The organism is Pseudomonas sp. Irchel 3E20, from assembly GCF_900187645.1.
Classification (GTDB): domain Bacteria; phylum Pseudomonadota; class Gammaproteobacteria; order Pseudomonadales; family Pseudomonadaceae; genus Aquipseudomonas.
The window spans coordinates 169145-184460 of the sequence record NZ_FYEE01000011.1 but is presented as its reverse complement, the minus strand read 5'-3'; the positions used below and the strand labels follow the sequence as shown (position 1 = coordinate 184460).

General features: G+C 63.7%; 11 protein-coding genes. 10 read left to right on the top strand and 1 reads right to left on the bottom strand.

Translation table 11 applies throughout. From position 1 onward, the window contains the following. The first annotated feature begins 43 nt into the window (after positions 1-43). The 3 genes from CKW13_RS19395 to CKW13_RS19385 are packed head-to-tail and all read left to right on the top strand — an operon-like array spanning position 44 to position 5502. Positions 44-3730, top strand: coding sequence for a tubulin-like doman-containing protein (locus tag CKW13_RS19395; protein ID WP_176465143.1), 3687 nt, complete (start codon positions 44-46; stop codon positions 3728-3730). A 17-nt stretch (positions 3731-3747) separates the two neighbouring features. Further along, positions 3748-4749, top strand: coding sequence for a hypothetical protein (locus CKW13_RS19390; protein ID WP_095110328.1), 1002 nt, complete (start codon positions 3748-3750; stop codon positions 4747-4749). Positions 4750-4797: 48 nt separating this feature from the next. After that, positions 4798-5502: a hypothetical protein gene (locus CKW13_RS19385; RefSeq protein ID WP_095110325.1), complete on the top strand. Its 705-nt coding sequence runs from the start codon at positions 4798-4800 to the stop codon at positions 5500-5502. 255 nt (positions 5503-5757) lie between these two features. Here CKW13_RS19385 and CKW13_RS19380 read toward each other — a convergent pair whose 3' ends face one another. After that, entirely contained in the window at positions 5758-6159 is a 402-nt protein-coding gene (locus CKW13_RS19380; protein WP_095110376.1) for a GFA family protein, read from the bottom strand. A gap of 322 nt (positions 6160-6481) precedes the next feature. Here CKW13_RS19380 and CKW13_RS19375 point away from each other — a divergent pair, with 322 nt between their 5' ends. The 7 genes from CKW13_RS19375 to CKW13_RS19345 all read left to right on the top strand — a co-directional run bounded on the left by CKW13_RS19375 (position 6482) and on the right by CKW13_RS19345 (position 15316). After that, positions 6482-7789: a CitMHS family transporter gene (locus CKW13_RS19375; protein WP_095110321.1), complete on the top strand. Its 1308-nt coding sequence runs from the start codon at positions 6482-6484 to the stop codon at positions 7787-7789. Positions 7790-7875: 86 nt separating this feature from the next. Beyond that, positions 7876-8643 carry a TerC family protein gene (locus CKW13_RS19370; protein ID WP_095110319.1) on the top strand — a complete coding sequence of 256 codons (768 nt, stop codon included), beginning with the start codon at positions 7876-7878 and terminating at the stop codon, positions 8641-8643. A gap of 240 nt (positions 8644-8883) precedes the next feature. After that, positions 8884-10542, top strand: a complete 1659-nt coding sequence (locus CKW13_RS19365) for a Na/Pi cotransporter family protein (RefSeq protein ID WP_095110318.1) — start codon at positions 8884-8886, stop codon at positions 10540-10542. 44 nt (positions 10543-10586) lie between these two features. After that, on the top strand, positions 10587-11969 hold the full coding sequence (locus tag CKW13_RS19360; protein WP_095110316.1) for a pitrilysin family protein: 1383 nt from the start codon (positions 10587-10589) through the stop codon (positions 11967-11969). Between the two features lie 307 nt (positions 11970-12276). After that, positions 12277-13320, top strand: coding sequence for a DUF5924 family protein (locus tag CKW13_RS19355; protein WP_095110315.1), 1044 nt, complete (start codon positions 12277-12279; stop codon positions 13318-13320). Between the two features lie 56 nt (positions 13321-13376). Beyond that, on the top strand, positions 13377-14522 hold the full coding sequence (locus CKW13_RS19350) for an ABC transporter permease (RefSeq protein ID WP_095110313.1): 1146 nt from the start codon (positions 13377-13379) through the stop codon (positions 14520-14522). After that, positions 14516-15316, top strand: coding sequence for an ABC transporter ATP-binding protein (locus CKW13_RS19345; protein WP_095110375.1), 801 nt, complete (start codon positions 14516-14518; stop codon positions 15314-15316). The genes CKW13_RS19350 and CKW13_RS19345 overlap by 7 nt, the downstream gene beginning before the upstream one ends.

Below are 15316 nucleotides of genomic sequence, written 5' to 3'. Positions count from 1 at the left end.
GCCGAGAACAAGGCCAGCCCAACGTGGGCTCATGGAGTTTCAGATGAACGAGAACGAACAGGTCAACGGCCAGGCAACCGCCGCCAAACAGGTCAGCGAGAAAATCCATCCCACGTTGTTCATCGCCCTCGGCGGCACCGGCATGAAGATCAACATCCGTCTGCGCCGGCGCATCCTCAACGCCATCTGGGGCGGTAATACCCAGATCCAGAACATCTCCGATTTCCCCTTGGTGCAGTTCATCAACCTGGACCTCGATTCCGGCGAAGTGACCCAGGACGGCAAGTCGATCAAGACCGATGTGCTGGCCGAGCAAGTGGCCTTCACCGCCGAAGAAAAAATCATCGAGCAGCTCAACCTGAGCAAATACACCCACTCCCTGGACGAGCTGAACAAGCACCGCGAAGTGGCCGAGTGGTTCCCGCTGACGCCGGAGAAAATCCGCGAACTGGGCATCGACCCCTCCAAGGGCGCCGGGCAGATCCGCGCCCTGTCGCGCCTGTACTTCTATGACAAGTACCCGCTGATCCGTAACAAGCTGCGCGACAAGGTCAGCCGCCTGCTGAGCAACATCGGCAGCGGCGCCGACAAGCTGAAAAAACTGGGCCTGGAGATCGACCCCGGCAAGATCCGTATCGTCATCGCCGGCTCCATCGCCGGCGGCACCGGCTCCGGTGCGTTCCTGGACATGGGTTACCTGGCCAAGGCGATCCTCAAGGAAAACAACATCACCGGTAAGGTTGACCTGTTCAGCGTGATGCCGGGCGGCTTCCTCAGGCACAACAGCGACCGCGTCCAGGCCAACGGCTACGCGGCGCTGATGGAGCTGGAAACCTGCATGCGCGGCGCGCCGCTGCTCAAGCACTGGGACGCCAAGGACAACCTGTTCATCGACTCGCGGCCCTTCGATGACGTGTACTTCATCGACAACACCAACCTGTGCCTGTCCAAGACCGAGAACCAGGAAGACATCTACGAGATGCTCTCGGACGTGCTGTTCACCGACTTCACCTCCCAGGATTTCGCCAACAAGAAGCGCTCCATCGCCGTCAACCAGAACCAGTTCAAGATCCGCAACTACATCGTCGGCTTGCCCCAGGACTACGGCGACGACATCCAACTGACTTTCCCCTGCGCCTACTCCTCCGTGGGCCAGGCTGTGCTGGACACCCAGATCGACGCGCGCAAGAACGTGCGCCTCAATCGCCAGGTGCAGCAGATGCTCAAGGCGTTCTTCGGCGTGGCCAACGCCAGCGCCAACGGCAACCGCCCCACCGACAAAGAGCGCGACGAGTTCCTCAAGGAACAGCTCAACGTCACCCCGCGCACCTTCACCGAGCTGCCGGACTTCCTCTCCAAGGTCGAACTGACCCTGGCCACAGGCGAGTTCACCCACTACCAGATCGCCGACGATCTGCTGCAAGTCGAGGGCGATAACAGCGTCACCGCGCAGATCGAGCACAAGGTCGAAACCCTGTTCGAGCGCCTGCAAAACGGTGGCGCCGACAAGGACCAGTGGCTGACCCACGTGCGGGAAATCCAGCAGCAACTGGAACGCGACACCAAGGGCAGCAGCATCGACAGCGCCGAGCGCAACCACGAAGTGCGCATCAAGGAAAACCGCCAGAAACGCCTGGCCGCCCTGGTGCAAGAAGACGCCTTGCCGGAAAAACTCTTCCGCCGCCTCGACGACGACGAACGCGGTGGCCTGGATTACACCCTGGCGCTGGTGGAGATGCTCAAGGATCGCCTGGAAAACGGCAGCAACGGCATCATCCCGGCCCTGGAAAAGAACGCCGCGCGCTTCAAGGAGCTGTCCGAGAAGCTGGAATCCTCGGAACTGGCCCGCGAATTCGAACGCCTCAAGGAAACCACCGGCAAAGGCCTGCTGGCACGCCTGAGCGGCAAGGAAAAACAAGCCGAGACGGTGCTCACCCAGGTCAAGGACACCCTGCGCGAAAGCCTGCTGTTCTACGTGCGCCACGTCGCGGCCCGCGAAGCGGCGCAACTGCTGCGTGAGATCTCCGAGTGGCTGGGCAACAAAGCCTCGGTGGACCACAACGGCCGCGCCATCTGGAACGGCTTCGTCGGCCGCCTGCAAGACGGGCGCAACGCGGTGGACAGCCTGCTGCGGCGCATCGACACCGACATCGCGAAGATCGACGCCAGCATCAAGGAAGAACACGCCACCCTGATCCAGCTCAAACTGGTGCAGGGCGGCGAGGAAGAGCCGGTGGACGGCCCGCAGGTACGCGAATGGGCCAAAGACGCCTTCAAGGATTTCGGCGGCTCCAAGACCCTGTTCGACAAACTGCAAACCGACAAAGGCCAGGAAGAACTGCTGGGCAAGCTGCGCAACAAAGCCGTGCAGCAGATGCCGCCGCAAAAAGTCGGCACCGACCCGCTGCTGGTGGCCCTCAGCGCCCTGACCCCGGACGAGCAACGCGAGAAGTTCCGCCTGCTGCTGCAACGCGCCATGCCGTGGGTGCCACTGAGCGGCAATGGCGGCTTTGAGACCGACAAAGACAGCTTCACCTGCCTGATCGGGGTGAATGACGCCGGCGAGTTCAAGCGCATGTACGGCGCCATGATTGGCCAGTGCCTGCCCACCGGCACCGGCATGACCGCCGGGCAGATCGACTTCGTGGAGTCGGGCACCCCCGGCAAGTTGATCTGCTACACCGAACTGAGCGGCTTCCCGGTGCCGGCGCTGACGCCGATGTCCACCTACGAGGCCTGCTACAGCAAGGAAAGCGAACGCATCCCGCTGCATGTGCACAAGCGCATCAGCCAATTCGTGCAGCCGATCCAGTTCAGCCAGGAGGATTACCGCAAGTTCGCCGAGGACTTCAAACTCTACCTGCACTGCGTCGGCCTGGGCGTGCTGAGCCGCGCCAAGAACGGGCGCTACGAGTTCGTGCTCGACCAGGACTACTTCTCGGTGGGCGACGAATTCGCCATCCGCCAGAGCGGCATCAGCTCTAACCAGCACCGCGACATCGAAGAGCAACTGCGCAAACGCGTAGCGGCCCTGAGCACGCCGCTGCAAATGGCTGCGCTGCATGTGCTGTTCGACGATTACGCCCGCAACGCCTACCGCGCCAACATGCGCCTGGACATCAAGGGCCGCTCCACCCTGGCGCGCACCTTCCCGAACAAAATCGCCGAACTGCTGAAAAAAGAATACGAACAGCGCCTCAAGCGCCTGGCGCCGGACACCGCTGAGCAACTGATCCAACAGGCCAAGGGCCTACTGGCGCAGTTCGCCGAGCCGATCGACGGCTCCCTGGGCGATGTCTATGTCGACGAAGTGCACAAAGAGCACGGCGAGAAAATCGCCCTGCGCAAAGAGTTCTTCACTGCCGGTTGGCTCGAAAGCCTGCTCAACCCGGTAGCGGCGGCGCCTGCCCAGGCTCCGGGCATGCCTGCCGCACCGGGCGCGGCCGTACCGCCACCGCCGGGCGGCCTGGGCATGGCCCCGCCACCGCTCAACGTGCCGCAGTTCAACTACCACCTGAGCGTCAGCGGCACCAACTACGGGCCGTACACCGTCGCGCAGTTGCAGCAATACGTGCAGACCGGGCAAATCACCCGCGACAGCCAGTTGTGGCGCGAAGGCATGGCGGCATGGGCGAGCGCCGGGCAGATGCCTGAGCTGGCGCACCTGTTCGCCCCGGCCGTCGGCGGCCCGCCCGTCGCCTTCGGTGCCGCACCGCCGCCCGCTATCTGAACCGAGACCTGAGCCCTATGTCCGTGTCTGCAAAAACCGCCGGGTTCCCCGCCACCTGCGCCAACAGCGCCTGTGGCAAGGCGCTCTGCGGCCCGGTGAAACACTGCCCGTTCTGCGGTGTGGCCGCTGTCGTGGCGCCCACGCCCAAGGCACCGCCCGCAGTGGCGCCAGTGGTCAAGCCTGCCGCGCCGGTGGCCAAGGCCGAAACGCCGGCACCGGCGTTGGAATTCGATATCAAGCAGGTGGAAAAACCGCCCGCCGCCAAGCCAGTGCCAGCGGCGAAAGCCCCTGCACCCGAGCGGCCGCCCACCGCCAACGTGCAACCCTTGCCGCCCTCCGGGCGCGGCATGAAGAAAGTGCTACTGGGCGTGATGGTGCTCGGTGCTGTGAGCAGCTATTGGCTTTACCAAACCGGCGCCCGCCAAACCCAGCAGCAGTTCGAGCAGCACGTGCAGGCCGCCAATGATTGCCTGCGCAGCAACCAGTACAGCTGCGCCCTGGAAAACGCCGAACAGGCCCTGCAAAAGGACAGCAAAGACCCCCGCGCCGTGAGCCTGCTGCAACGGGCCCAGGCCGGGCTTGAGCGCGAGCAGCAAGCGCAACAGGCGCAAAAAGCCGCCGAAGCCGCGCGGCTGGCCGCACAAGAGCAGGCCAAGCGCGACAAACTGGCCAAGGACGCCGACCGCGAGCGCGAACAACAACAGCGCGAGTTGGACAAGCGCCTGCAAGAACAGCAAAAAATGCTCGCCGACAAACTGCGCGAACAACAGCAGCAAAACTCCCTGCCGACCACCCGGCCCGTCGCCCCGCGCCAGAACAACAGCGGCGCCAACCCCGGTGTGCTCGGCCAATCCCTGGAGCAGGCCAAACGGGCTCTGGGGCGCAAGGATTACCAATCGGCTATTGCCGTGGCCAACGTGGTGCTGACCATGGACCCAGGCAACCGCCAGGCGCTCAACATCATCCGCCAGGCCGAACAACAGCGTACCCAGGCCCTGAACCGGACCACCATCGAATGATGAGCCGGACCGTGCCTGCCCCTTTTCGCCCCTTAAGGAAGTGACTCGATGACCGCTACCCGCCGCCCTTCAAACAAGCGTCTTCTCGTCCTCGGACTGGTTTCCCTGTTCGGCCTGCAAAGCTGTGCCAACGTCGATATGGACCCAACCAAGTGGAGCGGCGGTGACTGGGTCAAATGTGGCTTGGCCATCGCCGGCGCCGCCGCTGCGGGTGCCGCCGTGAGCGGCAAGAAGGATCGCGGCACAGGCGCAGCCCTGGGCGGCGCGGCAGGGCTGGCGGTGTGCTTTGTCATCAACGCCAAAACCGTGCAGACCCAGAGCAGCCAGCAAGTCGAAGACCAATACAAGGCCGCCGGCAAGCGTGTGACCAGCGACCCGCAACTGGTCAGCTACCAGACCAGCATCAAACCCGGCGCCACCGTCAAGCGCGGCCAGCCGATCCAGATCGTCTCCAACATCGTTGCCATCAACGGCAGCCAGCAGGCGGTCAACGAGATCAAGGAACAAGTGCGCCTCTACGAGCCGGGCGCCACCACGCCGTTCAAGGAAGGCACCAAAGTCGCCAACCAGACCACCGGCAGCGGCGGCTACGAGAACACCTTCACCGTCAACCTCGACGACCAGGTGCCCCAAGGCGTCTACCGCGTCGAAACCTCGGTGCTGCTCAACGGCAAAGCCGTCAACACCCGCAGCAATGACCTGCAATTGGTAATGATCGACGCGGATACCTACCAGTTCGCGTACCTGGACTGATAATCGGCACCAGCACCTCTGTGGGAGCGGGCCTTGCCCGCGATGGCGGTGGGCGAGGCAGTAGCGGTGTGTGGGGTGTACCGGCGCCATCGCGGGCGGGCCCGCTCCCACCGTTGAACGGTGGTGCGGGTGAGGCTTTCATTTTTCCGCTGTGGGAGCGGGCCTGCTCGCGATGGCGGCACGGAATGGCGGTGACGAGTGGTAGAGGTAAGACCGTTGCCCCCACAAAAGCAGCGGGCTGAGCCCTACCGTTTGCTACAACACTTCCTGCGCTTCCCTGGGCAAATGTTCATCCAGGTGCAGCCAAGGCAAACGGCTTTGCGTCCAGATATGGCGGTCGGCGGGGGCCAGTTGGGGGTGGTCGAGGGTGGCGACGGTCACGTCGATGCTGTCCGGGCTCAGTTGGGTCACCAACGCCACATGGGCGCCACAGCGTGCGCAGAAGTACCGCACACACCCCGGCGAAGATTCGTACCGCGCCGGCGTGCCCGTCAGCCATTCAAAGGCGCGGCCGGGCAGGGTGATCCAAGTGGTCACGATGCCACCACTGACCCGCCGGCAAATCGAACAGTGGCAATGGGCAATGTCCTTGAGCGGCCCCATAAACCGATACCGCAACCCGCCGCACTGGCAGCCACCGGTGTGAAGCTCAGCAATCTCCATATCTCCGATCTCCAATAGAAAATTTTCCTACTCAAATAATGGATGCTATCCGACAGACAGCCATCCACTCCTTTGCTCCGCGAAAGCTGGCTGAAAGCTTGCCCTATTAGGATCGCCTCCACTACCGGCACCAGACCGGTTGGCCAAACGCGCCATTGCAGCGCACGCGGCCCAATTAACAACAACAATGGTGATTCTGATGTTCACTCCTATGCGCCTGACCCCTACTCCCCCCGTAAGCCCCGTGCTCGCCGTTCTGCGCTGACCGCCCCCCGGTTCGCCTTTCCCCTAGCCGCGCTACGCCTGGAGTATTCCTATGCTGACTTTCCTTGGCTTTGCCATGGTCATCACGTTCATGTTCCTCATCATGACCAAGCGCCTCTCCGCGCTGATCGCCCTGATTATCATCCCGATCGTTTTCGCCTTGTTCGGCGGTTTTGCGCCCAAGATCGGCCCGATGATGCTCGAAGGCATCACCAAGCTCGCCCCGACCGGGGTGATGCTGATGTTCGCCATCCTCTATTTCGCCCTGATGATCGACTCGGGCCTGTTCGACCCGGCCGTGCGCAAGATCCTCAAACTGGTCAAGGGCGACCCGCTCAAGGTTTCGGTGGGCACCGCGGTGCTGGCCCTGGTGGTGTCGCTGGACGGTGACGGCGCCACCACTTACATGATCTGCGTGGCCGCCATGCTGCCGCTGTACAGCCGCATCGGCATGAGCCCGCGGATCATGGCCGGGCTGATTATTCTCGCCGGCGGGGTGATGAACATGACGCCCTGGGGCGGCCCCACGGCGCGGGCGGCCAGTGCGCTGCATGTCGACCCGTCGGATATTTTCGTGCCGATGATCCCGGCGATGCTGGCCGGTGTGGTGGCAATCCTGGCGATTGCCTACTTCTACGGTAAGCGCGAGCGCGCGCGCCTGGGCGAATTGCACCTGGTGGGCGACGAAGTGGACCACAGCGAAATCAGCGTTTCCCAGTTCCCGGACGCCCGCCGGCCGAAGTTGATCTGGTTCAACGGCGCCCTGACCCTGGGCCTGATGGGCACCCTGATCGCCGGCCTGCTGCCGCTGCCGGTGCTGTTCATGGTGGCCTTCAGTATCGCGATGATCGTCAACTACCCCTGCCTGCAACAGCAGAAGGACCGCGTCGCGGCCCATGCCGGCAGCGTGCTGGCGGTGGTCGGGCTGATTTTCGCTGCGGGCATTTTCACCGGCATTCTGTCGGGCACCGGCATGGTCGATGCCATGTCCAAGAGCCTGTTGGCGGTGATCCCGGAGTTCCTCGGCCCGTACCTGGCGGTCATCACGGCGCTGGTGAGCATGCCGTTCACGTTCTTCATGTCTAACGACGCTTTTTATTACGGCGTATTACCGGTTTTGGCCGAAGCCGCCAGCCATTACGGCATCAGCGCCGTGGAAATGGCCCGCGCGTCCATCGTCGGCCAACCCGTGCACCTGCTCAGCCCCTTGGTACCGTCCACGTATTTGCTGGTGGCGCTGGCCGGAATCGAGTTTGGCGACCATCAACGCTTCACCTTGAAGTGGGCAGTGCTGGTTTGCCTGTGCATAATGTTTGCCGCTTTGCTGATGGGGATTTTTCCGCTGTTCAGCACTCTATAAGCCCTACATTCACTACGCCGGGTCTAGACTTTGGGTTCTCAAGGTTCAGGCCCGTCGCGGTTTAACACTCGCTCAAAGGAATACACATGGAATGGCTGACCAACCCGGAGATCTGGGTTGCCTTCTTCACACTGACCGCCCTGGAAATCGTCCTGGGCATCGACAACATCATCATGATCTCGATCCTGGTCAGCCGTATGCCCAAGCATATGCAGGCCCGCACGCGGATCTTCGGCCTGGCGCTGGCGATGGTCACGCGCATCCTGCTGCTGTTGTCGATCACCTGGGTCATGCGCCTGACCGCCGACCTGTTCCACGTCGCCGGCCACGGTATCTCCGGGCGCGACCTGATCCTGTTCTTCGGTGGCCTGTTCCTGCTGTGGAAAAGCTCCCAGGAGATGTACCACGCCCTGGAAGGTGAAGACGAAACCCACGACGAGCCGACCGGCAAGGGTGGCAACTTCATCTACACCATCATCCAGATCGCCATCATCGACATCGTGTTCTCCCTGGACTCGGTCATCACCGCCGTGGGCATGGTGTCCCATGTGCCGGTCATGGTCGCCGCGATCGTCGTCGCCGTGCTGGTGATGATGTTGGCCGCGGGCACCATCAGTAACTTCATCGACAAGCACCCGTCGCTGAAGATGCTGGCGCTGTCGTTCCTGCTGGTGGTGGGTACGGTGCTGATCGCCGAAGCCTTTGCAGTGCATGTGCCAAAAGGCTACGTCTACTTCGCCATGGCGTTCTCCCTGGCCGTTGAAGCGGTGAACATCAAAATGCGCACCGCCATCGCCAAGAAGAAAAAGCAGACCGACCCGGTGAAACTGCGCAAGGACATTCCGGGCCAGTAAGGGCTGGCGGGCAAAGCCTTGAAAACCTGTGGGAGCGCCGCCCGGCCCGCTCCCACAGGGGGCTTGCTTAACAGCTTTTTCACCCGCCCCCACATGACACTTTTGTTTCAAACCCTTCTTTAGCTATGCAATGCTGGCGCCTCGCCGGTAAGCCGACTACAGCTTAAATACACAATGTAGATCTTGCGCTGCACCGTTCACTTAGCCCCGTTGGGGCATTCCGCCACAGGGGGCCTGAACATGCTGACCCTGCTCAATCTGCTTTCCGCCGTGACTTTGCTGATCTGGGGCACGCACATCGTGCGCACCGGCATCCTGCGGGTCTACGGCTCCAACCTGCGCCACGTGATCGGCCAGAACATGGCCAGCCGCCCGTTGGCCTTTGTCGCCGGCATCCTCGTCACCGCCATTGTGCAAAGCAGCAACGCCACGGCGATGCTGGTGACTTCGTTCGTCGGCCAAGGCCTGATGGCGTTGACGCCCGCCCTGGCCACCATGCTCGGCGCCGACGTCGGCACCGCGTTGATGGCGCGGGTACTGACCCTGGACCTGTCGTGGCTGTCGCCGCTGCTGATTTTCCTCGGGGTGATTTTCTTCCTCTCGCGCAAGCAGACCCGCATCGGCCAGATGGGCCGCGTAGGCATTGGCTTGGGCCTGATAATCCTGGCCCTGCAACTGATCGTCGAAGCCGCCGCGCCCATCACCCAGGCCCAAGGTGTGAAGGTGGTGTTCGCCTCGCTGACCGGCGACCTGCTGCTCGATGCCCTGGTGGGCGCGCTGTTCGCGATGGTCTCGTATTCCAGCCTGGCCGCCGTGCTGCTCACCGCCACCCTGGCCGGCGCCGCCGTCATCAGCCTGCCCGTGGCCATTGGCCTGGTGATCGGCGCCAACATCGGCAGCGGCATCCTGGCGTTCCTGAGCACCAGCATGCAGAACGCGGCCGGGCGCCAAGTGGCCCTGGGCAGCCTGTTGTACAAACTGATCGGCCTGCTGCTCATCATCCCGGTGCTCGACCCCCTGGTGAACTGGATGGACAGCCTGGACCTGAGCACCCAAGGCCTGGTGATCGGGTTTCACCTGCTCTACAACACCACCCGCTGCCTGCTGCTATTGCCCACCGTCGGGCCGATGGCGCGGCTATGCGCCTGGCTGCTGCCCGAGCGCCCGGAGGCCAATGGCCTGGCCCGCCCGCGCCACCTCGACCCGACTGCGCTGGCCACCCCCAGCCTGGCCCTGGCCAATGCCGCGCGGGAAACCCTGCGCATGGGCGATTTGATCGACAACATGCTCGAAGCCATGCTCGACGTGCTGCGCGGCAAACACACCGCTGTGACCCAAGAAGTACGGCGCCTGGGCGAGGACGTCGAGGCGCTGTACAGCGCGATCAAGCTGTACCTGGCGCAAATGCCCCGCGAAGACCTCAGCGAAAACGACAGCCGGCGCTGGGCCGAGACGATCGAACTGGCGATCAATCTCAAGCTGGCGGGGGACTTGATCGAACGCATGCTGCGTAAGCTCCAGCAGCAGAAAACCTCCCAACGCCGCTCGTTTTCCGACGTGGGCCTGGAGGAGTTGGCCGACCTGCACAGCCAATTGATGGCCAACCTGCGCCTGGGCCTGTCGGTGTTCCTCAGCGCCGACAAGGAAAGCGCCCGCCAATTGCTGCGCGAAAAACGCCGCTTTCGCGCCCAGGAACGGCGCCTTGCCCACGCCCATGTCAGCCGCTTGCAACGTAAAATCGTGCAAAGCCTGGAGACCAGCTCGCTTCATTTGGAACTGATCGCCGACATGAAACGTCTCAACTCACTCTTCTGCAGCAGCGCCTACGTGGTGCTGGAAACCGCCGACACCGGAGCACTGGCGGTGGACGAGGTGAGTGACGTCACTCATTCACCTTGATCGTCTAGGCTGTAGCCGCTTATGTAGCCGCCAGGAACCCTTTCATGCGCTGTCTGCTGTTCGCTTGCCTGTTGCTCGCCACCACCCCAAGCCTTGCCCTTGACCGCTTCCAGGTCGAGGGCTACATGCTGCCCAACGGCCTGCAAGTGCTGCTTAAACCGGGCACGCAAAAGGGCCACGTGGCGATTCGCCTGGTGGTGGGCGTGGGCATGGACGACTTCAGTTGCGCCGACAAAGAGCTGCCGCACCTGCTGGAGCACTTGTTGTTCAGCGGCATCGACGCCAGCGGCGAAGGCGGCCTGGAAGAACGCATGCAAGCCCTGGGCGGCGAGTGGAACGCCTACACCAGCAACGCCGATACCACTTTCGTGATCGAAGCCCCGGCGAAAAACCAGCGCAAGGTCCTCGACCTGCTGCTGGCGCTGCTCACCGAAACCCGCCTCGACGACCCGGCGGTGGCAGCCGCCAAGCAAGTGGTCGAGCGCGAGGACGGCGGCCATTACTCGCACTTGCAGCGCTGGCTCGACCGCCAGGACATCGGCCACAAGGCCAGCAATCAACTGGCGGTGGAACTGGGCCTCAAGTGCGCCGAGCGCGCCGAGGTCCACGACCTGAGCCGCGAACAACTGGAGCAGGTGCGCCAGCACTGGTATGCGCCCAACAACATGACCCTGATCGTGGTCGGTGACCTCGATCGCCTGCTGCCGGCCTACTTGGAGCGCACCTTCGCCGAACTGGACCCGGTAGACCCCAGCGAGCACCCGCCTCTGGCACAGATCGAGCATAGCGCCGCCGCCCAGCGCACCTTGTTGCGAGGCTGGGTCGGCAATGGCGCCAAGCTGCACTGGCTGTTCCCCGAGCCGGCCCTGGACGACCAACCCTACGAAACCCTCGACCTGCTCAAGGACTACCTGGGCTGGGCGCTGTACCGCCAATTGCGCCTGGCCCACGGCTTGTCCTATGGGCCGTGGAGCGAGCGGGAAGTGTTTGGCGACACGGTGTTCCTCAGCCTGGGCGCCGACCTCGCGCGCGATGACGTGCCCAAGGCCCGGCAAGTGCTCAAGGCGCTGCAAGCCGACTTGTTGCAAAACGGCCTCGACCCGGCCACCTTCGCCCGCCTGCAACAAGCCGCCGTCGCCCGCCAGGCCTGGGCGGTGCAGGGCAATAGTGCGTTGGCCGACTACTACTGGAGCGCTCTGGGCGACTACGAAGACGGCCACTTCTCCAACCCCGCCAAGCGCCTGCAAACGGTCAGCCTGGACCAGGCCAACCAAGTCTTGCGCCAATTGCTTAGCCAACCGGGGTATGTGCGCATCGAGCAACCGCTGATGAGTGACGACACCCTGATGTGGGCGGGCGGGGGCTCGGGGCTGCTGCTGATCGGCTTGATGGGGGCGGGGCTGCGCCGTAAGCGCCGTACCCGCTAACCAAACACCCCCGGTGGCAAAGGCCCCCCTGTGGGAGTGGGCCTGCCCGCGATAGCGGTGGCTCAGACAACCCTGCAGTAACAGGCAGTCCGCCATCGCGGGCAAGGCCCGCTCCCACAGTTGAACGGGGGTGCGGGTGAGGTTTCATTTTTCCTTTGTGGGAGCGAGCCTGCTCGCGATGGCGGCACTGAGTGGCAGTGACGACGAAGGGTAGGGGCCATGGGCGAGGTGTTTTCGACCTCGCCACCCCACACCACCGGCGGTACTCTGTTAGAGATTTTTCCTACATCAAACTGTGAACAGCCCAATGCCTAACTGGAACCTATACGTACAGCGCCTTCTGGAATTGATGAAGCGCTATCCAGGGGTGATTGCGCTTGGCGGTTTTGTCTCCGGTGTGGGCAGTTTCATTCTGGTGGACCGCCAGCAAGGCCTGGCCACCTGGATTGCCGTCATCATGCTGGTCAGTTGGGTCTGGCTGATGCTGGAAAACACCCTGACCCAGTTGTTCACCAAGGTGTTCAACAAGGAAATCCCCCAGCCGCTGTTGCGTTACGCGACGCAGATGATCCACCAGGAAAGCCTGTTCTTCGTCCTGCCGTTTTTCTTCATCACCACCACCTGGAACAGCGGCCAGTTGATTTTCACCGGGCTGCTGGGCGCGGCGGCGCTGATTTCCATCATCGACCCGCTCTACTACAAGTGGCTGGCGCCGCGCCGCTGGCTGTTTCTGGCGCTGCACACCCTGACCCTGTTCGCGGTGCTGCTCACGGCGCTGCCGATCATCCTGCACCTGACCACCGCGCAAAGTTTCAAACTGGCCCTGGGCATCGCCATGCTGCTGTCGTTTCCCAGCCTGGCGTCGAGTTTTCCGATCCGCCATTGGCGTGGCGCGGTGATGCTGCTGGGCATGACCCTGGCCATCGGCGCCGCCGGGTGGTTGCTGCGCTCCTGGGTGCCACCGGCGACGCTGTGGATGACCGAAGTGGCCATCAGCACCGAACTGCAAGACCGCACCCCCGGCGACAGCCTCGATGAGGTCAGCGCCAGCCAGTTGCGCGGCACGGGCCTGTACGCCTTCACCGCCATCAACGCGCCCCGGGGCCTGAACGAGCGCATCTACCACGTGTGGAAGCTCAACGGCAAAGAGGTCGACCGCATCGCGCTGGATATCCGCGGCGGGCGCAAGGAGGGTTACCGCGCCTGGACCCACAAGCAGAACTTCCCGCCCAACCCAGTGGGCCGCTGGCAGGTGCGCGTGCTCACCGAAGACGGCCAGGTAATCGGCGTGCTGCGCTTTAACGTGACCGACCCAGGTCAAGGCAGCGTGGCCGCGAGCCAGGCAAAGTAATGGGTAACGTGCTATTACGTAGGCTCGCGTAATAGCCAAATACAAGCACGGAGCTTATGACCCCCACGACGCCCGGCAGCGCCCAACTGGATACCACGGTCACCCCGGCGCAACTGCGCGTGGCGGGAGACTGGACGCTGGCCCACTACACGGCGCTCAAACAGTTGAGCGACGCGCTGCACGGCCAGTACGACGCCAGCACCCGGGTCGATCTCAACGGCCTCGGCGCCCTCGACACCGCCGGGGCCTCGCTCCTGGTGGAATTGCTCGGTAGCGAGCGCCTCGGCCAGTCCACCGAACACCCCGACTGCACCTTGCCCGCCGCCGACCGGGCGCTGCTCAAGACCGTGTATGGCGCGCTCACCGACTTCTGCGTGCCGGTCAAGGCACCGCAGGCCAACGTCGGCATCCAGTTGCTCAGCCGCATTGGCCGGGCGGTGGATGCGGTCTGGCAAGACACCCTGCAACTGCTCGGCTTTATCGGCCTGATCCTCGAAACCCTGGTGCGCGGCGCCTTGCGCCCCAAACGCTGGCGCCTGACCCCGGTGGTGGCGCACATCGAGCAGACCGGCCTGGACGCAGCGCCCATCGTCGCCTTGCTGACCTTTTTGGTGGGTGCGGTGGTGGCTTTCCTCGGCGCCACGGTGCTCAAGAGCTTCGGTGCCAGCATCTTTACCGTCGATTTGGTGGCGTTCTCCTTTCTGCGCGAATTCGGCGTGCTGCTCACCGCCATCCTCATGGCCGGGCGCACCGCCAGTGCCTTTACCGCGCAAATCGGCTCGATGAAGGCCAACGAAGAGATCGACGCGATCCGCACCCTGGGCCTGGACCCGATGGAGCTGTTGGTGCTGCCGCGGGTGCTGGCCCTGCTGGTGGCCCTGCCGATGCTGACGTTTTTGGCGATGCTCTCGGGGATCATCGGCGGCGCCGTGGTTTGCGCGCTGTCGCTGGATATCTCGCCGGCCATGTTCCTCTCGCTGCTGCAAGCGGACATTGGCGTGCAGCACTTTCTGGTGGGCATGGTCAAAGCGCCCATCTTCGCCTTCCTCATCGCCGCCGTCGGCTGCCTGGAAGGCTTCAAGGTCAGCGGCAGCGCCGAGTCGGTGGGCGCCCACACCACCTCCAGCGTGGTGCAGTCGATTTTCGTGGTGATCGTGCTCGACGCCGTGGCGGCGTTGTTCTTTATGGAGATGGGCTGGTGAGTACCCCTGAGCCCGCCGAGGCGGTGATTGAAGTGCGCGGCCTGTGCAACCGCTTCGGCCCGCAGAGCGTGCATGAAAACCTCGACCTGGACCTGTACCAGGGCGAGATCCTCGCCGTGGTCGGCGGCTCGGGCAGCGGCAAGTCGGTGTTGCTGCGCAGCATCATCGGCCTGCGCCAGCCCAGCGACGGCGCGGTGCGGGTGTTCGGGCAAAACCTGCCCAGCCTGGGGGAGCACGAGCGTTCGTTGCTCGAACGGCGCTTCGGTGTGCTGTTCCAGAAGGGCGCGCTGTTTTCCTCGCTGACGGTCACCGAGAACGTCGCCCTGCCGCTGATCGAGCACGCCGGCCTGAGCCGCGCCGACGCCGAGCACCTGGCGGCGGTGAAACTGGCCCTGGCTGGGTTGCCGCTGTCGGCCGCCGACAAATACCCCGCGTCGCTGTCCGGCGGCATGATTAAGCGCGCCGCCCTGGCCCGGGCGCTGGCCCTGGACCCGGACATCCTGTTTCTCGACGAACCCACCGCCGGCCTGGACCCCATCGGCGCGGCCGCGTTCGACCAACTGATTCTGACCCTGCGCGATGCCCTGGGCCTGAGCGTGCTGCTGATTACCCACGACCTGGACACGCTCTACACCATCACCGACCGCGTGGCGGTGCTGGCGCAGAAAAAAGTGCTGGTGGCCGATGCCATCGACAAGGTCGCCGACACCGACGACGCCTGGATTCACGAATACTTCCATGGCCCTCGCGGCCGCGCGGCGTACCAAGCCGCTACATTGCTCAACGAGGTCTGA

Coding starts and splice junctions, on each gene's coding strand:
- CKW13_RS19360 (WP_095110316.1), top strand. CDS start 10,587: ATGCGCTGTCTGCTGTTCGCTTGCCTGTTGCTCGCCACCACCCCAAGC.
- CKW13_RS19365 (WP_095110318.1), top strand. CDS start 8,884: ATGCTGACCCTGCTCAATCTGCTTTCCGCCGTGACTTTGCTGATCTGG.
- CKW13_RS19390 (WP_095110328.1), top strand. CDS start 3,748: ATGTCCGTGTCTGCAAAAACCGCCGGGTTCCCCGCCACCTGCGCCAAC.
- CKW13_RS19395 (WP_176465143.1), top strand. CDS start 44: ATGAACGAGAACGAACAGGTCAACGGCCAGGCAACCGCCGCCAAACAG.
- CKW13_RS19375 (WP_095110321.1), top strand. CDS start 6,482: ATGCTGACTTTCCTTGGCTTTGCCATGGTCATCACGTTCATGTTCCTC.
- CKW13_RS19350 (WP_095110313.1), top strand. CDS start 13,377: ATGACCCCCACGACGCCCGGCAGCGCCCAACTGGATACCACGGTCACC.
- CKW13_RS19385 (WP_095110325.1), top strand. CDS start 4,798: ATGACCGCTACCCGCCGCCCTTCAAACAAGCGTCTTCTCGTCCTCGGA.
- CKW13_RS19370 (WP_095110319.1), top strand. CDS start 7,876: ATGGAATGGCTGACCAACCCGGAGATCTGGGTTGCCTTCTTCACACTG.
- CKW13_RS19355 (WP_095110315.1), top strand. CDS start 12,277: ATGCCTAACTGGAACCTATACGTACAGCGCCTTCTGGAATTGATGAAG.